Raw genomic sequence first — 25,301 nt, 5'->3', positions numbered from 1 at the left:
TCCGGTGCCGCGTGCGTGTCAGTACGCGTTGCCGTGCATCCAGCCGCGTACGACCGTGGCCGCGACGATGCGCATGTCGAGCGAGAACGACCAGTTGCGCAGGTAATGGAGATCGGCTTCAACACGGCGCTGCATCTTTTCGATGGAGTCGGTTTCGCCGCGCAGCCCGTTGATCTGCGCCCAGCCCGTGATGCCCGGCTTGACGCGATAACGGTGGATGTAGCCGTCGACGATCGGCTGATACAGGTTGTCGTGCTGGAGCGCATGCGGGCGCGGCCCGACGACGGACATCTCGCCGCGCAGCACGTTGATGAACTGCGGCAGTTCGTCGAGGCTCGTGCGGCGCAGGAACGCGCCGATGCGGGTCACGCGGGGATCGTCGCGCGTGGCCTGCCGGATTTCGCGGCTGTCGTCGTGCAGCCGCATCGTGCGGAACTTGAGGATCGTGAAGGTGTTGCCGTTTGCGCCCTGGCGCTGCTGCCGGAACAGCGCGGGGCCTTTCGACGACAGCCGGACCGCCGCCGCGATCGCGAGCAGCAGCGGTGCCGTGCCGACCAGGACGGCCGCGGAGAAGAAGCGGTCGAACACGGCTTTCTGAAGCAGCGCTTGAGACGACAACGGCGACGCGACGAGGTTGATCGCCGGCGCGCCGACCAGGTCGACCATTCCGGTGTCGAACATCGACACGGTGCTGACGTCAGGCATGAGCCGAATGTTGACGAGATCGTTGCGGAACGCGTCGATCACGGCCATGACGGTGCGCGCGTCGCCGATCGGCAGCGCGAGCCAGACTTCCGGAATCGCATGCGTTCGCACATGATGCGCGAAAGCGTCCAGCGCATCGAAGTGCGGCACGCCGGCGTGGCCTTCGCGGCATGCGACGCCGGGATCGAACGTGGCGGCGGCGCGGAAGCCCGCCGACGGCATCCCGGCGATCCGGTCGCGCACGGCGTTGCAATGCGCACCGGTGCCGACGATCGCGACCGGGTAGCCGCCTTCGGGCGGACGACCGATCCGGTCGAGCGTCCGGCTGGCGACGAGCCGCGCTACGCAGAGCGCGGCGCCGCTCGTCACCGTCCAGAGCAGATACCAGTTCGACGGCGTGCTCGACGCGGGCGACAGCGCGCGCATCACGAGCGCCGCGCAGGCTTGCGCGAGCAGCCACGCGAGCGCGGTCAGGACGGTGGCGCGTCGTTTCGAACGGCCGCGCGGCGTCCGATAGATGCCGAATGCGGGGAACAGCACCAGGGCGAACGTTGCCGCGCATGCGACGGCGGTCAATTCGGGCGAACGGTCGATTCGCGTGTCGGGCAGGACCAGCGCCGCGGCGAGCGCACCGATCGAGATCAGCGCGACGTCGGACGCGCGTGCGATCGATCCCCCCCGCGATTGACGACACCTGCGTGTGCCGGACTTCGAATGACGTATCCATATGCCCCGTTGCTGTCGTTCTGTCGGATGGGTGGCGTCGGCCGTTGTCCCGACGCGGCGCAGCACGGCGCACCCGGACCGGGCCGGGTGTCGCTGCTGCTTCCAATGCGTGGGATGGGCAATCGCTGGACGATGACGCTGCTTGATTGGCCGGACGGTCGCGCGTCTCGCATCGGCGGTTTCAACCGTGCCGTTGCGGGCGAATGTTTGCGAAACGTTGCAATCGACTCGACCGGGTCAATTTTCGGCAAGCAGGGGGGCGATTTAAATAGAACGCCTACTAAATGAGGCGCTCATAGACTCGGACAGGTACGAATGATTCAAGACTGCGTCGTAGGATCAACGTGTCGACGCGGACGAGTCCCGTTCGGCGTGGGCATCCGTCGAGACGCACGAAGCTGGTCGAACTCGGCGACGGAGGCGGTTGGATGCGCAGGGGAAAGGGGGCGCGTGACGCGACCGAACGGCGCGCGGCGAACGGCGGGCAGGCGAATGGCAGGGTGCGGGGTATGGGACAAAGCGGCGCCGGCCCGACGTCGACGATTGTCGACCGGGCCGGCGCCGCGACGGCGTGCGCAGGCGCGCGCCGTCGGGCTGCGATCGGGCGCGCATCACCCGTTGCGGAAAATCTCCGCATAAGCGCTCAACGCCGGCACCCCGCCCAGATGCGCATACAGCACCTTCGACCCCGGCTCGAATTCGCCGAGCCGGACCTTGTCGATCATGCCGTGCATCGACTTGCCTTCATAGACGGGGTCGGTCAGCACGCCTTCGAGCCGTGCGCACAGACGAATCGCTTCGAGCGTGCCGTCGTTCGGCAGTCCGTATTCCGGGCCCGCATAGCGCGTGTCGAGCACGACGTCCTGTTCGTCGATGCGACGCCCGAGTTCGACGATTTCAGCCGTATGCCGTGCGATGCGCGTGATTTGTGCATGCGTCTGCTCCGGCTTCGCCGACGCGTCGATGCCGATCACGCGATCCGCGCGCCCGTCGGCCGCGAAGCCGACGACCATGCCGGCCTGCGTGCTGCCCGTCACCGAGCACACGACGATGTAGTCGAACTTGAAGCCGAGTTCGGCTTCCTGCTGGCGCACCTCTTCCGCGAAGCCGACGAAGCCGAGCCCGCCGAGCGGATGCTCGGAGCATCCGGCCGGCACCGGATACGGCTTGCCGCCCGCCTGCCGCACGCTTTCCATCGCTTCTTCCCAGCTTCGGCGAATGCCGATGTCGAAGCCGTCCGCGACGAGCCGCACGTCGGCGCCCATCATGCGCGATAGCTGGATGTTGCCGACGCGATCGTAGACCGGGTCTTCGTAGTTGACCCAGTGCTCCTGCACCAGCACGCATTTCATTCCGAGATGCGCGGCGACGGCCGCGACCTGGCGCGTCTGGTTCGACTGGACGCCGCCGATCGACACTAGCGTGTCCGCGCCCTGCGCGAGCGCGTCGGGGATCAGGTATTCGAGCTTGCGGGTCTTGTTGCCGCCGAACGCGAGGCCGCTGTTGCAGTCCTCGCGCTTCGCATACAGCTCGACCTTGCCGCCGAGGTGCGCGCTCAGGCGCTTGAGCGGCTGGATCGGCGTCGGGCCGAACGTCAGCGGATAACGGGGGAAGCGTTGCAGGTTCATCGAAGCGGTCTCCGGTAAGGCGGGATGTGCATGGGAATCGGTGCGCTCGGGAGAGGCCGGCACGGCGTCCCCCGATAGAAAAATGATAGGCATGCAGGCGAGAAATGAGCTTGCGAAATAAATAGCGTTGGCCTACGTTGATGACGTTGAAATCGATAGCAACGCAATACGAATTCTCCAAAATGGAGGAAGACGCAATGAAATTAAGCAGCAGATCGGCAGCGACACCCGACGCCGCACCCGTGCTCGATCGCATCGATCGCGCGATCCTCAGGCAGCTTCAGCAGGACGCGTCGATCTCGAACGTGAGCCTCGCCGCAAAGGTGAAGCTGAGCGCGCCGGCGTGCCTGCGGCGCGTCGAGCGGCTCAAGGAGATGGGGATGATTCGCGGGATCGTCGCGCTGCTCGACCCGAAACCGCTCGGGGCCGGCATGCTCGTCGTGATCGGCTTCGTGCTCGACCGCTCGACGCCGGAAGCGTTCGCCGCGTTCGAGAAGGCCGCGCAGAAAGTGTCGGGGTGCGTGGAGTGCCACGTCGTGACCGGCGAGTTCGATTACTTCATGCTGGTGCGCACGCGCGACAACGAAAGCTTCAACCGGCTGCACGCGGAACAACTGATCTACCTGCCCGGCGTGCGGCAGGTGCGATCGTTCATGGTGCTCAAGGAGATTCTGTCGACGCACGCGCTGCCGGTGTAGCGCGGCGCGCCGGCGGTTCCCTGTGGTTACGGCTATGCCATTTGGTCGATTGAAAATTCTCGATTGGTTGTATACAATGGGAATTCAAATTAACCCATTTGGGAGTCGCGATGGCAGCAATCACACCTGCGGCCCATAAGCCTGCCAAGCGGGCTGACGCGCCCCGCGCCGCGCCGCCGGCGGGCAGTTCGAACGGTCTGGGCGCCGGCAAGGGCGATTTCGACACCTTTCGCCGGATGGCGCCGATGTCGCAGCGGCGCACGATCGCGGAGGGTTTCGATGCGGTCATCATCGAGCGCGTCGCGCGCGAGTTGCTCGGCGTGCCGGTTCAGTCCCTCTTGAGCGCGCTGAGCCTTCCCAGCTCGACCATTCTGCGGAAAATCGCCAAACACGACCGGTTGTCGCAAGGCGAGTCCGATCGCGTTGCGCGCGTGCTCTATGTGCTGGATCTCGCGACCGATCTGTTTGAAGACCGCGAGCGCGCGGCAGTGTGGATGAGCCGGGCGAACGCGGAGCTCGACGGGTTGAAGCCGCTCGAAGTGCTCGACGTACAGCCCGGCTATGACCGGGTGCGCGACATTCTGAACCGCGCCCAGTTCGGGGTCGCCGCGTGAGGTTGTATCGTCTCGCGAAAGAACGAAAGGGGCACTACCTGGCCGACGACCTGAGCGGGAACGGCGCGGCGATCGCAGGTGGCCGCTGGAATCCGCGCGGCATGCGTGTGCTGTACACCTGCTGCCATGCGTCGACGTCGTTGCTCGAGGCGCTTGTCCATATGTCCGGCTTGCTTCCCGCTGGCGGATTTTTTCTAGTGACGCTGGAAGTGCCCGACACCGTCCGTGACAACGCGTACCAGCCGGACCTGCCGGACGATTGGGCGGTCCTGTCGCAGGATCCGGAGTCGACTGCCCGGATCGGGCAGGCCTGGCTTGAAGCGGGCGAGCCGTTGGCGATGCGCGTGCCGTCAGTCGTTTGCCCGACCGACTTCAACTTGTTGCTGAACCCGCTGCATGCGGATTTTGCTTCGAGCGTGAAAGTGATCAGCAAAGAAGCGTTCGCGCTGGATCCTCGCCTCTTTGGCTGATCGGTTGTATTGCCTGGATCGACGAACAGTAGTCGACTGCCGAGCGGTCGCGTCGCCCGATCAGCGCTGCCATGGCGCGACGCCTGGCTGTGCGGACTTGCCGAGACGCGCTCGCGCGTCGCGCACGACAGTCGCATCGAGTTCCCCGTCATCCGCCAGCGCCCTCAGCGCGGCGAGCACGATGCTCGCGCGATCGACTTCGAAGAACGCCCGCAGCGCGTCGCGCGTGTCGCTGCGGCCGAACCCGTCGGTGCCCAGCGTCACGTAGCGGCGCGGCAGGTACGCGCGGATCAGTTCCGGCACCGCGCGCACATAGTCGGTCGCGGCAACCACGGGCCCGCGTGTTGCGGCGAGCGCGGCGGTCACGTAAGGCATTGTGTCGGTATCCTCACCAAGTCGCGTGCGCCGTTCGGCTTCCATCCCGTCGCGCTGCAGTTCGCTGAAGCTCGTGACGCTCCACACGGCCGCGTCGATTCCCCAGTCGTCCTTCAGCATCCGTTGCGCGGCGAGCACCTCGCCGAGGATCGCGCCCGCGCCGAGCAACTGCACGCGCGCCGTCGCATTCGAATCGGCCGGCAGCAGATGAATGCCCTTCAGGATGCCGTCGCGCAGCGCGTCGGGATCGCCGTCCGGCGCGGACGGTTGCGCGTAATTCTCGTTCGTGACCGTCACGTAATAGAACACGTCGCGCTGCTGTTCGACCATCTCACGCATGCCGGCGTCGACGATCGCCGCGACTTCGTACGCGAACGCCGGATCGTATGCGCGGCAGTTCGGAATCGTCGACGCGGCGAGATGGCTGCTGCCGTCCTGATGCTGCAGCCCTTCGCCGCCGAGCGTGGTGCGCCCGGACGTCGCGCCGATCAGGAAGCCGCGCGAGCGCTGGTCGGCGGCGGCCCAGATCAGGTCGCCGATGCGCTGGAAGCCGAACATCGAGTAGTAGATGTAGAACGGCAGCATCGGCAGGTCGTGCACGCTGTACGACGTCGCGGCGGCGATCCACGACGAGATCGCACCCGCTTCCGAGATGCCTTCCTCGAGGATCTGGCCGCGCGTGTCTTCGCGGTAATAGAGCATCGAACCGAGGTCTTCCGGCTCGTAGCGCTGGCCGAGCGGCGAGTAGATGCCGACTTGCCGGAACAGGCTGGCCATGCCGAAGGTGCGCGCCTCGTCGGCCACGATCGGCACGACGCGCGAGCCGATGTCGCGATCCTTGATCAACGCGGCGAGCATGCGCACGAGCGCCATCGTCGTCGACATCTCGCGGCCGGCCGCGTCCAGCGCGAACGCTCCCCAGGCCGGCATCGAAGGGACGGTCAGCCCCTTCGATGCCGCCATCCGCCTTCTGGGCAGATAGCCTCCCAGGGCAGCCCGGCGGGCATGCAGGTAACGCATTTCCGGGCTGTCTTCCGCTGGCTTGTAAAACTTCAGTTGCTCGACGTCGCTGTCCGACAGCGGCAACCGGAAGCGGTCGCGGAACGCCTTCAGATCGTCGACGTCGAGTTTCTTCTGCTGATGGGTCGTCATCCGGCCCTGGCCGGCCGCGCCCATCCCGTAACCCTTCATCGTCTTCGCGAGAATCACCGTTGGCTGGCCGCGGTGCGCGAGTGCGCGCGCATACGCGGCGTGCAGCTTGCGCGCGTCGTGGCCGCCGCGGCGCAGGCGGTCGATCTCCGCATCGGTGAGCTGCGCGGCGAGCGCTTCGAGCGCGGGATCCTGGCTGAAAAAGCGCGCGCGGTTGTATGCGCCGTCGTTCGCGGAGAAGGTCTGGAACTGCCCGTCGACGGTGTCGGCGAACGCGCGCGCCAGTGCGCCAGCGTGATCGCGCGCGAACAGCGGATCCCAGTCGGAGCCCCACAACACCTTGATGACGTTCCAGCCGGCGCCCGCGAATTGTGCTTCGAGCTCGTCGATCACGCGGCCGTTGCCGCGCACCGGGCCGTCGAGCCGCTGCAGGTTGCAGTTGATCACGAACACGAGGTTGTCGAGCCCCTCGCGAGCGGCGAGCGACAGCGCGCCGAGCGATTCGGGTTCGTCCATCTCGCCGTCGCCGAAGAAGCCCCACACGGTGCGGCCCGCGGTGTTCGCGAGGCCGCGATGCTGCAGGTAGCGCATGAAGCGCGCCTGGTAGATCGCGTTGATCGGGCCGATCCCCATCGAGCCGGTCGGGAATTGCCAGAAATCGGGCATCAGCCACGGATGCGGATACGAGCACAGGCCCGGGCCGGCGATTTCGCGGCGATAGTGCTTCAGGTGATCCTCGCTGAGGAAACCTTCGAGATACGCACGCGCATAGACGCCCGGCGACGAATGCGGCTGGAAGTACACGAGGTCGCCGCTGGCCGTGTCGGTTGCATCGCCGTTCACGGGCGACGTCGCGCGGAAGAAGTGGTTGAAACCCGTTTCGAACAGGTCGGACGCCGATGCGTAACTCGCGATGTGGCCGCCGAGCTCGCCGTACGCGCGGTTCGCACGCACGACCATCGCAAGTGCGTTCCAGCGCAGCGCGGCCGACAGCCGCTCCTCGAGGTCGAGGTCGCCCGGATACGGCGGCTGCTCGGCGAGCGCAATCGTGTTCAGGTAACGCGTGACGGGCGGGCGCGACGATGCGAGGCCGGTCGCGCGCGCATGCTCGGCAAGCCGGTCGAACAGGTATTGCGCGCGGTCGCGGCCGACGTGCGCGACCACCGCGTCGAGCGCCTCGAGCCATTCGGCGGTTTCTTCCGGGTCCGCATCGACGCGCGCGAGGGCCGCGCGCTGCGCGTGTTCAATACCGTTCGACAGATCCGTCATGCCAGTCTCCCCGCGCGCCGGCGGCGGCACGCATCAATGGGACTCATGCTACGCGCCGATCCGCAGAATATGCGTCTGATTTCATTGGGAATTTGTGTCTGGATAGTGTAAATATTCTGGAATCATCGCGAGAGAAGGAATATTCAGATCATGAGCACCTCCCCGAAGCGGCTGGACCGCATCGACATCGGCATCCTGAACCAGCTTCAGCAGAACGCGCGGATCACGAACGCGGAACTGGCGCGCGCGGTGAACCTGTCGACGACGCCATGCTTCAACCGCGTGCGCGCGCTCGAGAAGCTGGGGTTGTTCCGGCAGCAGGTGACGCTGCTCGATCCCGAGCCGCTCGGCCTGCGGATCAACGTGTTCATCCAGGTCAGCCTCGAGAAGCAGGTCGAGGACGCGCTGCAGCGTTTCGAGGAGGCAATCTCGCAGCGGCCCGAGGTGATGGAGTGCTATCTGATGTCGGGCGACGCCGACTATCTGCTGCGCGTCGTGATGCCCGACATGCGCACGCTCGAACGCTTCATCATCGAGCGGCTGACGACGATTCCCGGCGTGTCGAACATCCGGTCGAGCTTCGCGCTGAAGCAGGTGCGCTACAAGACTGCGCTGCCGCTGCCGGCGGCGGGGCTCACGCTCGTCGATCCGGACGAGTCGGCGTCCGACTGGAGCTGAGCGCACGACCCGTACGCCTGTCCGTTCGCTGACGTCACGGTGACGGAACCATGACGCCGGCCGCACCGGATCGAACCCGTCGCGCGCCTGCGCGTCCTGCGGCAGTCGGCCCGCCTGCACCGTCACGACGCGGCGCGGACCAATCGCGTATGCTCGTCCGGTCGCTGCCGGCTGCGCATGCACGGTCGGCTCATGCGTGTCTCGGTCCATCAACAGCGAGGGCATCATGGCAAGACAATCGATGGCGGAATACCTGGCGAAGACGCTCGCGGCGGCGGGCGTCGAGCGCATCTGGGGTGTGACGGGCGACAGCCTGAACGGCCTGTCGTTCAGCCTGGCCCAGATCGGCTCGATCCGCTGGATGCACACGCGGCACGAGGAAAGCGCCGCGTTCGCGGCCGGCGCGGATGCCGCGTCGACCGGGCGGCTCGCGGTATGCGCGGGCAGTTGCGGCCCCGGCAACCTGCACCTGATCAACGGGCTGTACGACTGTCACCGCAATCACCAGCCGGTGCTCGCGATCGCCGCGCACATTCCTTCGACCGAGATCGGCCTCGGTTACTTCCAGGAAACCCATCCGCAGGAACTGTTCCGCGAGTGCAGCCATTTCGCGGAACTCGTGACCAACGCGTCGCAGTTCCCGCGTGTACTGGCGCGCGCGATGCGCACCGCGATCGAGGAACGCGGCGTCGCGGTGATCGTGCTGCCGGGCGACATCGCGCTCGGCGACGGCCCGGAAGAAGCGCCGGCGTGGAGCGCATCGGCGCCGCCGTCGATCCTGCCGGCCGATGCCGATCTCGACCGGCTCGCGGCGCTGCTCAATGCGTCCGACGCGGTCACGCTGCTGTGCGGCAGCGGCACGCAGGGCGCGCACGACGAAGTGGTCGCGCTGGCTGATACGCTCGGCGCGCCGGTCGTGCATGCGCTGCGCGGCAAGCAGTTCGTCGAATGGGACAACCCGTTCGACGTCGGGATGACGGGGCTGATTGGCTTCAGCTCGGGTTATCACGCGATGGAATCGTGCGACACGCTGCTGATGCTCGGCACGGACTTCCCGTACCGGCCGTTCTATCCGTCGAACGCGAAGGTTGCGCAGATCGACTGGAAGGGCTCGCAGCTCGGGCATCGCGCGCCGCTCGCGCTCGGCCTCGTCGGCACGGTAAAGGAAACGATCGCGGCGCTGCTGCCGCGTCTCACGCGCAAGACCCAGCGGCGCTTCCTCGAGAATGCGCTGAAACACTACGCGGCCGCGCGCAAGGGGCTCGACGATCTCGCGGTGGCCGAGCCGCCGGGCCGCGCGATCCATCCGCAATACCTGACGAAGATCGTCGACGAAGTCGCGGCGGAAGACGCGATCTTCACGGCCGACGTCGGCACGCCGACGCTGTGGGCCGCGCGCTACCTGACGATGAACGGCAAGCGGCAACTGCACGGCTCGTTCAATCACGGCTCGATGGCGAACGCGATGCCGCAGGCGCTCGGCGCGCAGGGCGCGCATCCGGGGCGGCAGGTCGTGTCGCTGTCCGGTGACGGCGGACTGTCGATGCTGCTTGGCGACCTGCTGAGCGCGCGCCAGCTCAAGCTGCCGATCAAGATCGTCGTGTACAACAACAGCCTGCTCGGCTTCGTGTCGATGGAGCTGAAGGCGGCCGGTTATCTCGACACGAACGTCGACCTGAGCCCGACCGATTTCGCGGCGATCGCGAAAGGCGCCGGCATCTTCAGCGTGCGCGTCGAGCATTCGGAGAACGTCGAGGAAGCGCTGCGCATGGCGTTCGAGCATGATGGGCCGGCGGTGGTCGACGTCGTCACGTCGAAGTACGAGCTTGCGATGCCGCCGAAGATCGAGCTCGCGCATGCGAAGGGTTTCAGCCTGTTCATGCTGCGCGCGATCCTCAGCGGTCGTGGCGACGAGATCGTCGAACTGGCGAGAACCAACTTGCGGTGATGGTGTGCCGCGCGCGATGCGCCATTTAGCACGCGCGGCTTGCCTTGTGTTCCCGATCGGTCAATCCGGCGCTGCTTCGCGCGCGCCGGCCGCCCATTCGCGTACAGCCTCGACAAAAAGCCGCAACGCGGCCGGCGGATGACGGTTCGCCGGATAGTAGAGGCACATGCTGTCGAAGGTCTGGCCCCACTCGGGCAGCACACGCACCAGTCGTCCGGCGGCCAGATGGCCGGCGATGTGCGCTTCCGAGACCCACGCGATCCCGATACCGGTCAGTGCCGCGTCGACCATCAGGGTCTGGTTGCCGAGCGTCAACGGCCCGTCGACGTCGACGCTCACGCGCTTGCCGTCGCGCATCAGGTCCCAGCGATAGAGCGCGCCGCTTTCGAAGCGGAAGCGGATGCACGGGTAACGCGTGAGGTCGTACGGGCTTTCCGGCGGCGCGTGCCGCGTCAGGTAGTCGGGCGATGCCACCGCGACGAAGTGCATCGGGCCGCCGAAGCGCACGGCGATCATGTCGCGCGGCACGTCTTCGTGAACGCGGACGCCGGCGTCGAAACCGTGCTCGACGATGTCGATCAGTCGCGAATCGACGACGAATTCGACGTGGATGTCCGGGTAACGGGCGACGAAGGCCGGCAGCACATGCCGGATCAACGGACGCGACCCGGCCTCCGACGCGCTGATCCGGATCTGGCCGGACGGCCGGTTGCGGGCGGTCGCGGCGTCGTTCAGCGCGTCCTCGAGATCGGCCACCGCGGGCCGCACGCGCAGCAGCAACTGTTCGCCGGCCTCCGTCAGCGCGACCGAGCGCGTCGTGCGATTGAACAGCCGCACGCCGAGCCGCGCTTCGAGGTGGCGGATCGTATGGCTCAGCGCCGACGGCGACACGCCGAGAATCCGGGCCGCGCCGCTGAAGCTGCGCTGCTCCGCGATCGTGATGAAGGTCGTCAGTTCGCCGATGTCGGTGCGCCGCATTTGTGAGATTTCCTCAATAACGCATGAAATGGTACGCCGATTGTTGAGTGGTATCCATCAACCTACACTGGCTTTCTCGGCATCCCGTCGATCGTCTTCACCTTTCTGCAGGAGAAATTCATGCAAACGCGCGTGCTTGGAAAGAGCGGCCTCGAAGTCTCGGCAATCGGGCTCGGCTGCATGGGATTGAGTTTCGGGCTCGGCCCCGCCATCGACAAAGCGAGCGGCATCGCGCTGATTCGCGCGGCGTTCGAACGCGGCGTGACGTTCTTCGATACCGCGGAAGCGTATGGCCCGTTCGTCAACGAGGAGTTGGTGGGCGAGGCGCTGGCGCCGTTTCGCGACCAGGTCGTGATTGCCACCAAGTTCGGTTTCGAGAACGCCGAGCCGATGAAGGGTGTCGACAGCCGGCCGTCGCATATCCGCGAAGTGGCCGACGCGGCGCTGAAGCGGCTCAAGATCGACCGCATCGACCTGTTCTACCAGCATCGCGTCGATCCGAACGTGCCGATCGAGGATGTCGCGGGTACGGTCAAGGACCTGATCCGCGAGGGCAAGGTCGCGCATTTCGGGCTGTCGGAAGCCGGTGAGCAGACGATTCGCCGCGCGCACGCGGTGCAGCCGGTCGCCGCGCTGCAAAGCGAGTATTCGCTGTGGTGGCGCGAGCCGGAAACGCACATCCTGCCGACGCTCGAGGAACTCGGCATCGGCTTCGTGCCGTTCAGCCCGCTCGGCAAGGGCTTCCTGACCGGCGCGATCGACGCGAGCACGACGTTCGCCGCGAACGACTTCCGCAATATCGTGCCGCGCTTCTCGGAGGAAAACCGCAAGGCGAACGCGGGCCTCGTCGATCTGCTCGGCCGCATCGCGACCGACAAGGGCGTGACGCGCGCACAGATCGCGCTGGCATGGCTGCTCGCGCGCAAGCCGTGGATCGTGCCGATTCCGGGCACGACGAAGCTGCATCGGCTCGACGAGAACGTGGGCGCGGCCGCCGTCGTGCTGACGGCCGACGATCTCGCCGCGATCGAGGTGGCGCTCCAACAGGTCAGGATCGTCGGCGAGCGTTATCCGGCGAGCTTCCAGCAGCGCGTCGATCGTTGATCCGTCGCGGGGTATTAGGGACAATCTTCACGTTGCCTTAAGTTTGCGTTTCCTAGAATCCATTTGATCGTCGCGCTTCCTGCGACGGAGCGATTCGTACAGGAGGATGCACGTGAAAGAATCCCGCATTGCCGTTGCCCTGCCCCGCGAAGTCCGCGGCACATCGAGGCTGAACGCGCAACCGATCGGGGCGTGCCGATGATCTGGCCGAACGCGTGGCGTGTCTCGGCACTGTTCGTGCGCGAGTGGGTCGGCCGCCCGGCCGCGGTGGGCGCGTTGTGTCCCAGTTCGCGGCATCTGGCGCGCGAGATGGCGGACGCGGTGCCGGACGGCGACGGACTGGTCGTCGAACTCGGCGGCGGCACCGGCGCGATCACCGCGGCGCTGCTCGAACGCGGGGTCGCGCCGCGGCGCCTCGTCGTGGTCGAGCGCTCGCCGGCGTTCGTGCAGCACCTGCGGCGGCGTTTTCCGGATGTGTCGGTCGTGTGGGGTGACGCGCGCCAGCTCGAACGGCTGCTGCCGCCCGCCGCGCGGGTCGATGCGATCGTGTCTTGCCTGCCGTTGCGCACGCTGCCGCGCCAGGACGTGACGGCCATCGTCGATCAATGTCGCCGCGTGCTGTCGGCCGACGGCGTGATGATTCAATTCACCTACGACTTGCGGCCGCCCGGCCGTCATCCGTTGAGCGATTCGGCATTTGTTGCATGCGGTAGCCGCATCGTCTGGGCAAATATTCCGCCCGCGCGGGTCGTGACCGTGCGCAACGCCACGGCCGAAGCCGACCGTTGACGCCGCCGCGCGCGCGGCGTCGCTGCACGGCGCCGCGACGACTTCTTTCATAATCCATACCAATCCTTCCAAATACCATTCATATTGCCGTCACATCAGGTTCCTAACATCGCCTTTCATTTCGAAAGCATCAACACCGGGGGGAACCGGCAACATGAATCGAATCAAAATGGCGGCGCTGCTGTGTGCCGGCGCCTTTGCGCTTGCCGGATGCAACAGCGACGACGGCCCGACCAGCTCGACGCCCGCGCCCGTGCAGGCGGCGGCGCGCAACGTGATCTTTTTCCTCGGCGACGGCATGGGAATGACGACGCTGACCGCCGCGCGCATCTACGCGGTCGGTGAAGACGGCGCGCTCACGATCGACACGCTGCCCGAATCCGCGTTCGTGAAGACCTATTCGAACGACGCGCAGGTGACGGACAGCGCGCCGTCGATGTCGGCGTACATGACCGGCATCAAGACCAACAACGAAGTGATTTCGATGTCGCCCGACACGAAGGCGATCGAGCCGACCGCCGGCCTCACCGGCAACTGCGGCGCGAACAACGGCAAATCGGCGACGACGCTGCTGGAGATCGCGAAGGCGAAGGGGATGGCGACGGGTGTCGTGACGACCACGCGCGTCACGCACGCGACGCCCGCCGCGACCTACGCGCACGTGTGCCATCGCGATGCCGAGAACGACATCGCGGCCCAGCTCGTGCCGGGCGGCGCGGGCTACAACGGCGCGCTGGGCGACGGCGTCGACGTCGTGCTCGGTGGCGGCACGCAATTCTTCGTACCGAAGGACGGCGGCGGCAAGCGCACCGACGGGCGCAACCTGGTCAACGAACTGAAGGCCAAGGGCTACGCGTTCGCACAGAACCGCGACGACCTGCTGGCCGCGGATGCGACGAAGAGCGGGAAACTGGTGGGCCTGTTCTCGTCGAGCCACATGAGCTACGACCTCGATCGCGGCGCGACGAAGGAGCCGAGCCTGTCCGACATGGCGACGCGTGCGCTCGACGTGCTGCAGAACAACCCGAAGGGCTATTTCCTGATGGTCGAGGGCGGCCGGATCGATCACGCGCTGCATGACACCAACGCAAAGCGCGCGCTGCAGGACACGGTCGCGTTCGACAACGCGATCAAGGCGACGCTCGACAAGGTGCGCAAGACCGATCCCGACCTGAAGAACACGCTGATCGTCGTCACGGCCGATCACGATCACACGCTGGTGCTGAACGGTTATGCGGCGCGCACCGGTAAGACCGAAGCGGGCAAGCCCGGCGTGCTGGGCGTGCTGCGCAGCTACCAGACGGGCGCGGTCGCGAAGGACGCGGACGGCGCACCGTACACGATCATCGGCTTCGGCAACGGCGAGAACCGCGTGCAGGGCAGCCGCGCGGGCACCGCGCTCACCGACGCGGTGACGGGCGCCGACGATTATCGCCAGGAGGCGGTCGTGCGAATGGACAAGGGCAGCGAGACGCACGGCGGCACGGATGTGTTCCTCGGTGCGATCGGCCGCGGCGCGGATGCGTTCCACGGCGTGATCGAGAACAACAAGGTCTTCGAGCTGGTGCGCAACGCGGTGCAGCTTTGAGCGCCGACAACACGGGTACAGGGGAATACAGGATGTCGACCATCAAGTGCATCGCGGCGGCGCTGGCCGTCGTGGGTTTCGCATGCGGCCCGGCGCAGGCCGCCGGCCAGGCGAAGAACGTGATTTTCTTTCTCGGCGACGGCATGGGGCCGACGACCGTGACGGCGAGCCGGATCTACAAGGTCGGCGAGTCGGGACAACTGACGATGGAGAAGCTGGCCCGCACCGCGCGCGTCAAGACCTTCTCGAACGACGCGCAGACCACCGACAGCGCACCGTCGATGGCCGCGTACATGACCGGCGTGAAGATGAACAACGAAGTGCTGTCGATGTCGTCCGACACGCGCGCGGTCGCGCCGGGCAACGACGTCAACGGCAACAAGACCGTCAACAACTGCGCGCCGGGCAACGGCCAGCCGGTTGCGACACTGCTGGAACTGGCGAAGGCCCGCGGCAAGGCGGTCGGCGCGATCACGACGACCGAGCTCACGCATGCGACGCCCGCCGCGACCTACTCACACATCTGCCATCGCGACGCGCAGTACGACATCGCCGCGCAGGCGGCGCCGGGCGGGGCCGGCTACAACGCGGCGCTCGGCGACGGCGTCGACGTATTGATGGGCGGCGGCCGCAACCACTGGACGCCGTTCGATCCGGTGGCGAACAAGCGTGGGCGCGCGGACGGGCGCAACCTGCTCGACGAGATGAAGGCGAAGGGCTACACGGTCGTGGCCAGCAAGGATCAGCTCGCGCAAGCGGGTAACGGCAAGCTGGTGGGCCTGTTCAGTTCGACGAGCCATCTCGAGTACGAACTGGACCGCGTGGCGGGCAAGGGCGAAGGGCCGTCGCAGCCGAGCCTTGCCGACATGACGTCGAAGGCGATCGACGTGCTGTCGAAGAATTCGAACGGCTATTTCCTGATGGTCGAAGGCGGCCGGATCGATCACGCGCTGCACGGCACCAACGCGAAGCGCGCGCTCGAAGACACGGCGGCGTTCGACGAAGCGATCCGCGTCGCGCTGTCGAAGGTCGACCTGTCGAATACGCTGATCGTCGTGACGGCCGACCACGACCACACGATGACGATCAACGGTTATTCGAAGCGCGGCAATCCGATTCTCGACATCAGCCGCAACTATCGCGACGGCCAGCCGAGCAAGGATGCCGACGGCAATACCTACACGACGCTGGTGTTCGGCAACGGCGCGAACCGTCCGAACGTGCGCGCATCGGTCGATTCGGCGACGGCAATGAACGAGGCGTATCTGCAGGAAGTCGGCGTGCGGATGGGTAGCGCGGGCTCGGAGACGCACGGCGGCGGCGACGTGATGCTGTTTGCCGACGGTGCGGACGCGAAGGCGTTCAAGGGCACGATCGACAACACGAAGGTGTTCGGTCTCGTGCGCTCGGCGTTCGGTTTCTGACGCCGGTGACTGCCTTCATGACGAACGGGAATCCTCGATGAAACGCCAGCTTCTCGGTGCGCTCGCTTGCGGGTTGATCGCGTTGCCCGCCTTCGCGGCGGCGGATCTCGACGCCGTGCTGCTGCACGAAAGCCGCACGGTGACGGCCGACGGCGTGACGCGCACCACGATGTACCGCGAACGGATGGTGCGGCGCGACGGCCACGTGTGGGTCGAGCGCGTGCTGCCCGTCGCGGCGGCGGGCGGCGGTCATGGCGACGATCACGACCATGACCACGACGCGGCCCGTGCACACCAGGAGCCGCCGCGCGCCGGCGTGCAGCCGGCCGCCGCCCATGCCGGTCACAAGCACTTCAACTTCCAGGCGGCCGCACGGCACGTCACCTACGACGGCAAGGTGGCGCGCATCGAGTACGTGGATGCGGCGAACCGGACGGTCGTCGGCGTGCCGCCGGCCGAGTACGAAACCACGGGTTTCGACGGTTCGTGGGACAACGCGTACTACGTGACGCCGCCGTCGCAGCTGAAGCGGCTCGCGGTCGGGAAGCGCGGCGACGCGCCCGGCACCCGCTGGTACGAGCAGGCGGTCGAGTCGCCCGGCGCGCGCGGCGTGAACCGGATCCTGTGGAGCGAACGGCTGCAGGCGCCGCTGTCAGTCGAATACCGCAGTGCCGACGGCCGCGTCGTGCGCAAGCTGACGCTGACTCCGGAGCCGGCTGCGCGAAGGGCGCCGTTGCCGTGGCAGACGCTCGCCGGTTACACGCGCAAGGAATACGCGGACTACCTGGATTGACTGACGCGCGACTGATGACGCGGTCGCGCAGTCTCGACATTGGGTAAGCGGGGCTTGCGGTCAGGCCGGCCGGTATCGTCGCGCGATACGGCCGGGCCCTGGCCGTTTTTTTGTCCCGCCGCGCGGCAGGGATTGCCGACGAATTGCTAGTAGTGCGTACCGTCCGGCACGCGCGCCGCGGGCCGCGATGCGACCCGTTTGATCAAGCGATCGAGTGGTGTTGCATAGCCTCGCGCGATGACCGCGCTCAAGCCGGCCGACAGCGCCAGATATGCGATGAGCAACCCCAGCTTGCTGTCGCCGTGCATACCGGACGGCGGCCAGAACGTGCGCAGTGCGCCGAGCACGATCAGGTGAAACAGATACAGCTCGTAGCTGAGCCGGCCGCTCCAGCGCAGCGGCGCGAGCACGCGGAGGGGCGCGCGTTCGCGTTCGGCATGCGCGCCGATCAGCAGCACGGCCGTGCCGAGCGCCATCGCGGAGACGCCGATCACATGGCTTTCCGCGATCGGCCACGCGAGATAGAGCACCGTCATCGCCGCGGCCGCGAGCCACTGCACGGGCGCTGCCGCGAGCACCTGCCAGCGCGCGCGTTCGGCCAGCAACGCGGTACAGCAGCCGATCGCGATGCCGTCGAAGCACGCGAAGTACGCATAGAGGAAACCACCTTCGTCGCCCGGATGCGTGAAGCGGTACACGGGGCCGATCGCGGTTATCAACAGCCAGAACGCGAACAGCCGCGTGTCGCGGCGCAGCGCGATGCACAGCAGCGGAAACGACAGATAGAACACCTCTTCGACCGACAGCGACCACAGCACGCCGAGCGCGTAGTTGACCCAGCCGTATGCGCCGATCAGCACGTTCATCCAGAACGTGAGCGACGCGAGATTCACTAGCCAGAACGACACGGCGATGCCCTGCGGTGCGTGGTTGGTAAAGATCGGCACACCGGCCGCCGCAAGGCCGTTGACGAGCGCGAGCAGCAGGAGCAGGCACGGGACGATGCGCGCGACGCGCGACACGTAGAACGCGCGCACGTCGAGCGCGCCGAGGCTGCCCCAGCGGCGGCGCGCATTCGACGTGATCAGGTAGCCCGAGATCGCGAAGAACATCGTTACGCCATAGTTGCCGTTGCGCACGATCGCATGGATCGTGTCCCAGCCGAGCACGCGCGCAAGCGCCGTGTCGCGCAGCGGATACGCGATGTTGAAGTGGTGCAGCAGGACGAGCACGATCGACACGCCGCGCAGCAGGTCGATCCGCGCGTTGCGCGGGCCGGTGCTCATTGCGGCCTTGCCCGTTCGGCGAGCGCCGGCAGCGCGTCGAGGAGCGTGTCGCGCGCACGCAGCCCGGCGTTCGGCGCCTGCCGCTTGTCGTCCTGGATCAGGTACGCGAACGCGAGCTTGCGCGGCCCCTTCGCCGCCCAGCCGACGAACCAGCCGTATGCGTGCGACGCGTCGTACTTGAGCCCCGGCGATCCCGTGCCGGTCTTGCCGTGCACGATCCAGCCGTCCGGCTGCCTGTCGATCAACGTGATCCGCTCGGTCATGTCATACGCGTGCGCGCTGACCGGCAGCGTCCGGTTCGCGATCCCGCGCATGAAGCCGACTTGTTCGAGCGGCGAGATCCGCAACGACGAATTGACCCAGGCGCCCATCACACCGCTGGATTCGCCCTGTTGGCGGGTGACGTCCGCGTTGCCGTAGCCGAATGAGCTGGTGTACTGCTGGAAACGCGCTTGCCCGAGCGCCTGTGTGATCTGCTGCGAATACCAGAAGATCGACAGCTTCATCCAGCGCGCCGGGTCGGTCGGTTCGCGCCAGGGCGCGCCGCCCCAGTCGGGGTAGCCGGTGTGGAAGTCGAGCGTCGGCGTGTGTTCGTCTTTCAGGATGCCCGCATCGAAACCCATCAGGCTGATTGCGACCTTGAACGTCGACGCAGGCGTGACGCGGGTCGCACAATCGCCTTGCCGCACGAGCATCTGGCCGGTGGTTGCATCTGCGACCACGGTACAGACGGGGCGGGCATGCGCTGATGCTGCAGCCAGGAGGGCGGTGGTGAAGGCAAGCAGCGTGCGGCGCCAGTGTTCCAAGCAGGACTCCATTGAATCGGGATGCGCGCCATGCGGACCGGCCACTGGATCATGAAGACAGGGCGCGCGCAATGGGACAGGGGTATAGACGGTGCTTGTCGGAGCGGACCGTTGAGGCGGGACACAGTGTATCGGCTGCGTGGCGGATGTCGATCGGTCATGGTTGCAAGAGGCAGTGATGTTGTCGTGAGCAAAGGTGTTACTTCACTCAATAATTTCAGTGGAAATGCTATTTTCAGCATATGCTGAAATGTGAAATTTCAGTGAAATATGCGCTTCTTGTTTCAGGGAATGTGGTATTTTCAAGAAATGCTGAAAGGACCGTATTCAATGAAAGAAGAAACTCGTGCTGGTGACGCGCTTCGCGGGTTGCTCGAGAAGATTCCGATCCTTCAGGTCGAAGGCATCGATGCCGAAGCCGTGTCCGGCGATTGGCAGCCCGACTTGATCGCCCGGCTACGCGTGGACGGTCGGCAGCACTTACTCATCTGCGAGTACAAGTCCAACGGGCAACCGCGGTACGCCCGCTCGGCGCTGCTGGAGTTGCGGAATTACATTGCGCACCGAGCCCCCGAGGCGACGCCTGTCTTCATCGCGCCCTATCTCTCTCCCGCAGTGAAGCAGATGTGCGAAGAGAAGGGCGTCGGCTATCTCGACTTGCAGGGAAACGCCCGAATCGCTTTCGATGGCGTGTTCATCGAACGCCTGGTTGCGGACAAGCCCGTGTCCGAACAACGCGAACTCAAGTCGCTGTTCAAGCCGAAATCCGCGCAAGTGCTGCGCGTAATGCTGCGCGAGCCCGGCCGTGCATGGCGAGTCACGGAGTTGTCGGATATCTCCGGGGTCAGTCTCGGACACGTCAGCAACGTGCGCACCGGCTTGATTGATCGGGAGTGGGCGCGTGTGTCGGACAGTGGCCTCGTTCTCTCGGCACCCGACGCACTACTGGACGCATGGCGCGACAGCTACACGGCACCGCCTGGTGAGCGGTTGCGGTTCTACACGCCGTTGCATGGCAGCGCGTTCGAACACGCTGCCCGAAGCGCACTGCGCGTCGAAGAGGGTCCGGTTCGTGCGGCCTTCGCATCATTCTCGGCAGCGCAATGGCTTTCTCCGTACGGGCGCACCGGCACGCACTACTTCTTCGCCGACAAGGAAGGCCTGAGCAAGCTCCAGACAGCGTTGAAGCTTGCGGTCGCATCGAAGGGAGAGAACGTGGTTGTGACCGTCCCGAAGGACCTGGGTCCGCTCGCCGACGCAGTCGAACCTGCACCGGGCGCGGTCTGCACGAGTCCGATTCAGACCTACCTCGACCTCTCCATTGCCGGTGAACGCGGCGCCGAGGCAGCAGATCATTTACGCCAGGAAAGGCTCTCATGGTCCACATGACACCATCTCAGGAACCACAGTCGGCCGCTGAATACGATGACCGCACGACCGCGGCCGTGAAGTCCGTGCTGATCGAGATCGGCCAGATCCTTGGCAGCTTCAAGGGCAAGTTCGCCATCATCGGCGGCGCGGTTCCCTGGCTGCTGCTGGCCAACGAGGACATGCCCCACGTCGGCACGCTCGACGTGGACGTCGGGCTGGATGCGGAAGCACTCGGCGACGGTGAGTACGCGAACTTGATCGGAGCGCTTCAAGGCCATGGATACGCCCAGCGCGAGGGGCTTCGGCGCTTCCAGTTGGTCCGCAAGGTTCCCGCACGAGATGGCGGGGACGCGATCGATGTCGTCGTCGATTTCTTGATGCCGCGCGACGCGGAAATCGTCAAGAACCATCCACCCTTGATCAGCGACTTCGCCGTGCAACGGGCGGATGGTGCAGACCTGGCGATGCGGTTCTATCAACTCGTGGCGGTGGCTGGGGCGATGCCGGACGGCGGGACGAACCGCGTGGAGATCGCGGTGTGCTCGATTCCTGCCTTGCTGGCGATGAAAGGCCATGCGCTGGCGGGCCGCTACAAGCAGAAGGACGCTTACGACATCTACTACTGCGTGCGGAACTACCCCGGTGAGATCGAGGCGCTTGCACAAGAATGTCTCCCGCTCCTGGGGCATGCAAGCGGCGAACGCGGTTTTCGGCACATCGTCGAAAAATTCGATTCCTTCGACGGATACGGTCCCACCTGCGTGAGGCGCTTCGTCGAAGACACGCACGCGCTGGGCGATCGCACACCCGAGCAGTGGCAGCAGGACGCGTTCGGGCAGATCGATGCGCTGCTGCGCGCGATGGCGCTGCGAGACTGAGTCGCGCTCGATGGACTGCGCGCAACTTCGCGCACTGCTGGAACCTCTCGGCACGGGAATGAAAGATGCCGGCTACTGCTTGCGGCAGGCCGCAATTCCAGACGATTGCCAGATACATGAAAAAGCCCGCCGGCAGGCTTGCGCTTGCGGGCGGGCAAAGACACCTCGGCGAATTCGCGCGGGTGTCGCGTGAAGTCTGGAGAACCGCGTGGCGTCAGAACTTGTGGCGCAGCGCGAGGCGCACGGCCACCTGATTCGACGTCGACGACGGCGCGTCGGTGCCGGGGATGAACGCCTGGTCGAGGATCGAGTTCGTCTTGTCGCCGGCGATGTGCTGGTACGCGGCCTGCACGTATACGTCGGTGCGCTTCGACAGGTTGTAGTCGGCCATCAGCCCGACCGAGTGGATCTTCGGCTTCGCGTCGCCGGTCGATGCGTCGTACTTCTCGAGCGACAGCACGTACTGCGCGCCGACCATGAACGCCGGCGTGATCTGGTACGAACCGTTCAGCTCGAAGTTCTGGTACTTGATCGCGCTGACCGTCGCTCCCGGCGCGATGATCGCGCCCGGCGTGCCGAGGTAGCCGTTGCCGGTCGGGTTCTTGTAGTTCGAGTTCGTGTACGCGAAGCCGACCGTCGCGGGCCCGAACGTGTAGTTGATGCCCGCGCCGAACACGCGCATGCGCTCGGCGATGAAGCTCGCGTCGTTCGCGGTGATCGCGCCCGCCGAGCCGTCGCCCGGGTGGTTCGCCTGCAGGTACGCGGCGCCGATCAGCAGTCCGTTGTTCTGGTACTGCGCGCCGAAGCTGTACGCGCGGTTGTCCGAGAAGTTCGTGCTGTTGCTGAAGCTGTAGGCGCCACCGAACTGGAAGCCGCCGAAGTTCGGGCTCGCGTACTTGACGGTGTTGTCGAGGCGGAACGAGTTGTCGGTGTTGTCGTTGTCGAACGGGTGCGCGAGCAGGTAGCCGCCCCAGTTGCCGTTGGCGGTGGTCGGCGCGAGATAGTCGACGACCGAGTCGTACTGGCGGCCGAACGTCAGCGTGCCGTACTGCGCCTGGCTCAGGCCGACGTACGCCTGGCGGCCGAACATGCGGCCGCCCTGGTTGAGCCGGCCGGTGTTCACGTCGAAGCCGTTCTCGAGCTGGAAGATCGCCTTCATGCCGCCGCCGAGATCCTCGCTGCCCTTCAGGCCCCAGCGGCTGCCTTGCGCGTAGCCGCTCGCCATTTCGTAGACGTGGCCGGTGCCGACGTTGTTCGTGTAGTTCAGGCCTTCGTCGATCACGCCGTACAGCGTGACGCTGCTTTGCGCGAATGCGGGGGACGCGAAGGCGGTCGTTACGGCCAGCGCCGTCAGGGTCTTTTTCATTGAGATCTCCGGGATATCCAGCTTGTATCGGTTGTCGTGAGCGCGTCCGGCGAGGCGCGCCCCGTCATCCGGGGCGATCCGGCGCAGCGCGCGCGGCGCCGGAAACGCGCAATGCGCGGCGGCGCGGCGACCGGCAGCGTCGGGTCGTGTCTCCTCCGATGACACCGCGCATTCTTCCCAACCCTAAAAAGAACCGAAAGCGAGTAATTTCGATGGATGGGATCGGGTTCGCCGATGGGGGCGCGACGGGCGGTTTCGACAGTCGAAACGGCACGCGTGGCGCTGCGGTGCAATGCCGGCCGAACAACCGCCGGGCGTGGGCGCGACACGGCTCGCGCCGGGCCGCGATCGGCCTCGGGAAATCGGCCGAGACGCCCGTCCGGCGGGCCTGACGGGGTATCCGGCGATCGATTGGCGCTGCCGATTGCAATGATCGGAATTACTCGTTTCCCTAAACAAATTGGTGGCTCAAAGATGCAGACTGACCGGACGTGGATGAATTCGCGATTCGCCGGTCGCCGCGCATGCCGCGACGCACAAACTACAGATTCAATTTGGAGACGACCCACCATGCAGATTCGACGACTGAAAACGGTCCTTCTCGCCGCCGCGGCGATCCTGTCCGCGCCCGCCGCCCATGCGGCCGGCGGCGCGTGTGCCGACGGCAAGACGGTCCATTTCGCGGGCATCACGTGGGAGAGCGGGTCGTTCGCGACCGAAGTGCTGCGGCAGATCATGGAGAAGGGCTACGGCTGCAAGACGGACGTCGTGCCGGGCAGCACGGCCGCGACGGAAACGGCGCTCGCGCGCAACGACCTGCAGATCTGGGCCGAGCAGTGGACGGGCCGCAGCGAGATCACCGCGAAGGCCGTCGCATCGGGCTCCGTGAAGCTGATCGGCGACACGCTGCCGGGCGGCACGACGGAAGGCTGGTTCGTGCCCGAATACGTGGTGAAGGGCGATCCGGCGCGCAACATCAAGCCGGTCGCGCCGGGGCTCGTGTCGGTCGAGGATCTGCCGAAGTACAAGCAGGTGTTCGCCGACGAGGAGGAACCGGACAAGGGCCGCTTCCTGAACTGCCCGACCGGCTGGGACTGCGAGCGCGTGAACTCGCGCCTGCTGAAGGTGCTGAAGCTCGACCAGTCGTACACGAACTTCCATCCGGGCACGGGCGCGGCGCTCGACGCGGCGATTGCTTCCGCGTACCAGCGCGGCGCGCCGATCGTGTTCTATTACTGGGGCCCGGCCGCGCTGATGGCGAAATACAAGTTCGCGGCGCTGAAGATGCCGGCCTATAACGAAGCATGCTGGAAGACGCTGCGCGACGAGAGCAGCACGCACCAGTGCGCGTCGTCGTACATGGTGTCGCGGCTGACGGTCGGCGTGTCGAAGCCGTTCGCCGATGCGAACCCCGATCTCGTCGGCGTGTTCGGCAAGGTGCGTTTTCCGATGGACTTCCTGAACCAGACGATCCTCGAGATGACGACGAAGAAGATCGACGGTGCGGCCATGGCCACGCAGTTCCTGAAGACCCGCCAGGACATGTGGAAGCAGTGGGTGCCGGCCGACGTCGCGCAGAAGATCGCCGGCAACCTGAAGGGCGCGTAACCTGCGCGCGGCGGCGGGCTCGCGCCCGCCGTCGCCGTCACGCGCCTTCGCGGCGCGACGGAGAACGATCATGAACGGCTTCTTTCTGCACCTGTCGATCGCCGACTGGGTCAACAGCGCGCTCGAGACTTTCGTCGCGCAATACGGCGACAGTTTCCATCACTTCAGCACGATGCTGCTGCGCTACCTGCTCGTGCCGCTCGAAGGCGCGCTGCGCGTGGCGCCGCCGTGGCTCGTGCTGCTGGTCGTCGGCGCGATCGCGTGGAATGCGACGCGCCGCATCGGCCTCGGCGCGCTCTTCATGCTGCTGCTTTACGCGATCGGCTGCTTCGGCCTGTGGGACAAGCTGATGCAGACGCTCGCGCTGATGCTCGTCTCGACGGTGCTGTCGGTTGCGATCGGCGTGCCGCTCGGCATCCTCGCGTCGCGCAGCGCGTGGCTGCGCCGGATGCTGCTGCCCGTGCTCGACGTGATGCAGACGCTGCCGAGCTTCGTGTACCTGATCCCGGTGCTGATGCTGTTCGGCCTCGGCAAGGTGCCCGCGATCCTCGCGACGATCATCTACGCGCTGCCGCCGCTGATCCGCCTGACCGATCTCGGCATCCGCCAGGTCGATCCGGACGTGACGGAAGCCGCGCGCGCGTTCGGCACGACGCGCTGGCAATTGCTCGTCAACGTGCAGATACCGCTGGCGCGGCCGAGCATCATGGCCGGTATCAACCAGACGACGATGATGGCGCTGTCGATGGTCGTGATCGCGTCGATGATCGGCTCGCGCGGGCTCGGCGAGGACGTGCTCGCGGGCATCCAGACGCTCGACGTCGGCAAGGGCACGCAGGCCGGCCTCGCGATCGTGATTCTCGCGATCGTGATCGACCGGATCAGCCAGGGCTTCGGCCAGGAGCGACGCGCACGCCGCCGGCTTGCGCAGCAGCGCCGGCAGAAGGGCGCGTCGCGCGTACCGTACCGGCTGCCGCGCAAGGCGCAGTCGGCGGGCGTCGATTCGAATCAGGCGACGCAATCGTCGCGCGCATAGGAACGGAGACAGAC

General features: G+C 66.2%; 21 protein-coding genes. 14 read left to right on the top strand and 7 right to left on the bottom strand.

What is annotated here, in order from left to right; all coding sequences use genetic code 11:
• Window positions 1–18: 18 nt before the first annotated feature.
• Window positions 19–1,350, bottom strand: a complete 1,332-nt coding sequence (locus ACN22W_RS28720; RefSeq protein ID WP_419689849.1) for an undecaprenyl-phosphate glucose phosphotransferase — start codon at window positions 1,348–1,350, stop codon at window positions 19–21.
• Window positions 1,351–2,042: 692 nt separating this feature from the next.
• The gene (locus tag ACN22W_RS28715; protein WP_048249818.1) at window positions 2,043–3,059 is read right to left on the bottom strand and encodes a 1-aminocyclopropane-1-carboxylate deaminase; all 1,017 of its coding nucleotides are present in this window, start codon (window positions 3,057–3,059) and stop codon (window positions 2,043–2,045) included.
• A 197-nt stretch (window positions 3,060–3,256) separates the two neighbouring features.
• Here ACN22W_RS28715 and ACN22W_RS28710 point away from each other — a divergent pair, with 197 nt between their 5' ends.
• From ACN22W_RS28710 to ACN22W_RS28700, 3 genes are all read left to right on the top strand, one after another.
• Window positions 3,257–3,757 (top strand): Lrp/AsnC family transcriptional regulator, encoded by a 501-nt coding sequence (locus ACN22W_RS28710; RefSeq protein ID WP_412025431.1) that lies wholly within the window; start codon window positions 3,257–3,259, stop codon window positions 3,755–3,757.
• A gap of 110 nt (window positions 3,758–3,867) precedes the next feature.
• Window positions 3,868–4,371, top strand: coding sequence for an antitoxin Xre/MbcA/ParS toxin-binding domain-containing protein (locus ACN22W_RS28705; protein ID WP_419688056.1), 504 nt, complete (start codon window positions 3,868–3,870; stop codon window positions 4,369–4,371).
• The gene (locus tag ACN22W_RS28700; RefSeq protein ID WP_419688055.1) at window positions 4,368–4,841 is read left to right on the top strand and encodes an RES family NAD+ phosphorylase; all 474 of its coding nucleotides are present in this window, start codon (window positions 4,368–4,370) and stop codon (window positions 4,839–4,841) included. Before ACN22W_RS28705 ends, ACN22W_RS28700 begins: the two co-directional genes overlap by 4 nt.
• A gap of 60 nt (window positions 4,842–4,901) precedes the next feature.
• Here ACN22W_RS28700 and mdeB read toward each other — a convergent pair whose 3' ends face one another.
• Window positions 4,902–7,634 carry an alpha-ketoglutarate dehydrogenase gene (gene mdeB / locus ACN22W_RS28695; RefSeq protein ID WP_419688054.1) on the bottom strand — a complete coding sequence of 911 codons (2,733 nt, stop codon included), beginning with the start codon at window positions 7,632–7,634 and terminating at the stop codon, window positions 4,902–4,904.
• Between the two features lie 150 nt (window positions 7,635–7,784).
• Here mdeB and ACN22W_RS28690 point away from each other — a divergent pair, with 150 nt between their 5' ends.
• Both ACN22W_RS28690 and poxB read left to right on the top strand, forming a co-directional pair.
• A complete protein-coding gene (locus tag ACN22W_RS28690) occupies window positions 7,785–8,312 on the top strand; it encodes an Lrp/AsnC family transcriptional regulator (RefSeq protein WP_047901851.1) in 528 nt (175 codons plus the stop codon).
• A gap of 226 nt (window positions 8,313–8,538) precedes the next feature.
• Window positions 8,539–10,260, top strand: coding sequence for a ubiquinone-dependent pyruvate dehydrogenase (poxB, locus tag ACN22W_RS28685; protein WP_129516362.1), 1,722 nt, complete (start codon window positions 8,539–8,541; stop codon window positions 10,258–10,260).
• Window positions 10,261–10,320: 60 nt separating this feature from the next.
• Here poxB and ACN22W_RS28680 read toward each other — a convergent pair whose 3' ends face one another.
• On the bottom strand, window positions 10,321–11,238 hold the full coding sequence (locus ACN22W_RS28680) for a LysR family transcriptional regulator (protein WP_419688053.1): 918 nt from the start codon (window positions 11,236–11,238) through the stop codon (window positions 10,321–10,323).
• Window positions 11,239–11,358: 120 nt separating this feature from the next.
• Here ACN22W_RS28680 and ACN22W_RS28675 point away from each other — a divergent pair, with 120 nt between their 5' ends.
• From ACN22W_RS28675 to ACN22W_RS28655, 5 genes are all read left to right on the top strand, one after another.
• On the top strand, window positions 11,359–12,342 hold the full coding sequence (locus tag ACN22W_RS28675; RefSeq protein ID WP_193101596.1) for an aldo/keto reductase: 984 nt from the start codon (window positions 11,359–11,361) through the stop codon (window positions 12,340–12,342).
• Between the two features lie 198 nt (window positions 12,343–12,540).
• Complete coding sequence (locus ACN22W_RS28670; RefSeq protein ID WP_419689848.1) at window positions 12,541–13,131, top strand: class I SAM-dependent methyltransferase; 591 nt, start codon at window positions 12,541–12,543, stop codon at window positions 13,129–13,131.
• Window positions 13,132–13,285: 154 nt separating this feature from the next.
• On the top strand, window positions 13,286–14,719 hold the full coding sequence (locus ACN22W_RS28665) for an alkaline phosphatase (RefSeq protein WP_419688052.1): 1,434 nt from the start codon (window positions 13,286–13,288) through the stop codon (window positions 14,717–14,719).
• Between the two features lie 32 nt (window positions 14,720–14,751).
• Complete coding sequence (locus ACN22W_RS28660; RefSeq protein WP_129516366.1) at window positions 14,752–16,143, top strand: alkaline phosphatase; 1,392 nt, start codon at window positions 14,752–14,754, stop codon at window positions 16,141–16,143.
• A gap of 37 nt (window positions 16,144–16,180) precedes the next feature.
• On the top strand, window positions 16,181–16,936 hold the full coding sequence (locus ACN22W_RS28655; RefSeq protein WP_419688051.1) for a hypothetical protein: 756 nt from the start codon (window positions 16,181–16,183) through the stop codon (window positions 16,934–16,936).
• 146 nt (window positions 16,937–17,082) lie between these two features.
• Here ACN22W_RS28655 and ACN22W_RS28650 read toward each other — a convergent pair whose 3' ends face one another.
• Entirely contained in the window at window positions 17,083–18,222 is a 1,140-nt protein-coding gene (locus ACN22W_RS28650) for an acyltransferase family protein (RefSeq protein WP_419688050.1), read from the bottom strand.
• Complete coding sequence (gene blaOXA / locus ACN22W_RS28645; protein ID WP_419688049.1) at window positions 18,219–19,040, bottom strand: OXA-1043 family class D beta-lactamase; 822 nt, start codon at window positions 19,038–19,040, stop codon at window positions 18,219–18,221. The genes ACN22W_RS28650 and blaOXA overlap by 4 nt, the downstream gene beginning before the upstream one ends.
• A gap of 318 nt (window positions 19,041–19,358) precedes the next feature.
• Here blaOXA and ACN22W_RS28640 point away from each other — a divergent pair, with 318 nt between their 5' ends.
• The gene (locus ACN22W_RS28640; RefSeq protein WP_419688048.1) at window positions 19,359–20,417 is read left to right on the top strand and encodes a hypothetical protein; all 1,059 of its coding nucleotides are present in this window, start codon (window positions 19,359–19,361) and stop codon (window positions 20,415–20,417) included.
• On the top strand, window positions 20,405–21,277 hold the full coding sequence (locus tag ACN22W_RS28635; protein WP_419688047.1) for a nucleotidyl transferase AbiEii/AbiGii toxin family protein: 873 nt from the start codon (window positions 20,405–20,407) through the stop codon (window positions 21,275–21,277). Before ACN22W_RS28640 ends, ACN22W_RS28635 begins: the two co-directional genes overlap by 13 nt.
• A gap of 214 nt (window positions 21,278–21,491) precedes the next feature.
• On the opposite strand, the gene ACN22W_RS28630 is transcribed toward ACN22W_RS28635, so the two are convergent.
• Complete coding sequence (locus ACN22W_RS28630; RefSeq protein WP_048249800.1) at window positions 21,492–22,643, bottom strand: porin; 1,152 nt, start codon at window positions 22,641–22,643, stop codon at window positions 21,492–21,494.
• A 570-nt stretch (window positions 22,644–23,213) separates the two neighbouring features.
• Here ACN22W_RS28630 and ACN22W_RS28625 point away from each other — a divergent pair.
• A complete protein-coding gene (locus tag ACN22W_RS28625; RefSeq protein ID WP_193101584.1) occupies window positions 23,214–24,251 on the top strand; it encodes an ABC transporter substrate-binding protein in 1,038 nt (345 codons plus the stop codon).
• Window positions 24,252–24,321: 70 nt separating this feature from the next.
• On the top strand, window positions 24,322–25,287 hold the full coding sequence (locus ACN22W_RS28620) for an ABC transporter permease (protein ID WP_129516372.1): 966 nt from the start codon (window positions 24,322–24,324) through the stop codon (window positions 25,285–25,287).
• Window positions 25,288–25,301 lie beyond the last annotated feature (14 nt).

The sequence above is a fragment of the Burkholderia theae genome (genome assembly GCF_048565265.1).
GTDB classification, from domain to species: domain Bacteria; phylum Pseudomonadota; class Gammaproteobacteria; order Burkholderiales; family Burkholderiaceae; genus Burkholderia; species Burkholderia theae.
Note: the sequence above shows the minus strand (reverse complement) of the source record. Positions and strands in the feature narration are given on the sequence as shown.

Bases quoted from the DNA above. Each gene is read 5' to 3' on its own strand.
- ACN22W_RS28715 (WP_048249818.1), bottom strand. From the start codon at position 3,059: ATGAACCTGCAACGCTTCCCCCGTTATCCGCTGACGTTCGGCCCGACG.
- ACN22W_RS28670 (WP_419689848.1), top strand. From the start codon at position 12,541: ATGATCTGGCCGAACGCGTGGCGTGTCTCGGCACTGTTCGTGCGCGAG.
- ACN22W_RS28675 (WP_193101596.1), top strand. From the start codon at position 11,359: ATGCAAACGCGCGTGCTTGGAAAGAGCGGCCTCGAAGTCTCGGCAATC.
- ACN22W_RS28690 (WP_047901851.1), top strand. From the start codon at position 7,785: ATGAGCACCTCCCCGAAGCGGCTGGACCGCATCGACATCGGCATCCTG.
- ACN22W_RS28660 (WP_129516366.1), top strand. From the start codon at position 14,752: ATGTCGACCATCAAGTGCATCGCGGCGGCGCTGGCCGTCGTGGGTTTC.
- ACN22W_RS28630 (WP_048249800.1), bottom strand. From the start codon at position 22,643: ATGAAAAAGACCCTGACGGCGCTGGCCGTAACGACCGCCTTCGCGTCC.
- ACN22W_RS28705 (WP_419688056.1), top strand. From the start codon at position 3,868: ATGGCAGCAATCACACCTGCGGCCCATAAGCCTGCCAAGCGGGCTGAC.
- mdeB (WP_419688054.1), bottom strand. From the start codon at position 7,634: ATGACGGATCTGTCGAACGGTATTGAACACGCGCAGCGCGCGGCCCTC.
- ACN22W_RS28635 (WP_419688047.1), top strand. From the start codon at position 20,405: ATGGTCCACATGACACCATCTCAGGAACCACAGTCGGCCGCTGAATAC.
- ACN22W_RS28680 (WP_419688053.1), bottom strand. From the start codon at position 11,238: ATGCGGCGCACCGACATCGGCGAACTGACGACCTTCATCACGATCGCG.
- poxB (WP_129516362.1), top strand. From the start codon at position 8,539: ATGGCAAGACAATCGATGGCGGAATACCTGGCGAAGACGCTCGCGGCG.
- ACN22W_RS28665 (WP_419688052.1), top strand. From the start codon at position 13,286: ATGAATCGAATCAAAATGGCGGCGCTGCTGTGTGCCGGCGCCTTTGCG.
- ACN22W_RS28625 (WP_193101584.1), top strand. From the start codon at position 23,214: ATGCAGATTCGACGACTGAAAACGGTCCTTCTCGCCGCCGCGGCGATC.
- ACN22W_RS28710 (WP_412025431.1), top strand. From the start codon at position 3,257: ATGAAATTAAGCAGCAGATCGGCAGCGACACCCGACGCCGCACCCGTG.
- blaOXA (WP_419688049.1), bottom strand. From the start codon at position 19,040: ATGGAGTCCTGCTTGGAACACTGGCGCCGCACGCTGCTTGCCTTCACC.
- ACN22W_RS28655 (WP_419688051.1), top strand. From the start codon at position 16,181: ATGAAACGCCAGCTTCTCGGTGCGCTCGCTTGCGGGTTGATCGCGTTG.
- ACN22W_RS28640 (WP_419688048.1), top strand. From the start codon at position 19,359: ATGAAAGAAGAAACTCGTGCTGGTGACGCGCTTCGCGGGTTGCTCGAG.
- ACN22W_RS28620 (WP_129516372.1), top strand. From the start codon at position 24,322: ATGAACGGCTTCTTTCTGCACCTGTCGATCGCCGACTGGGTCAACAGC.
- ACN22W_RS28650 (WP_419688050.1), bottom strand. From the start codon at position 18,222: ATGAGCACCGGCCCGCGCAACGCGCGGATCGACCTGCTGCGCGGCGTG.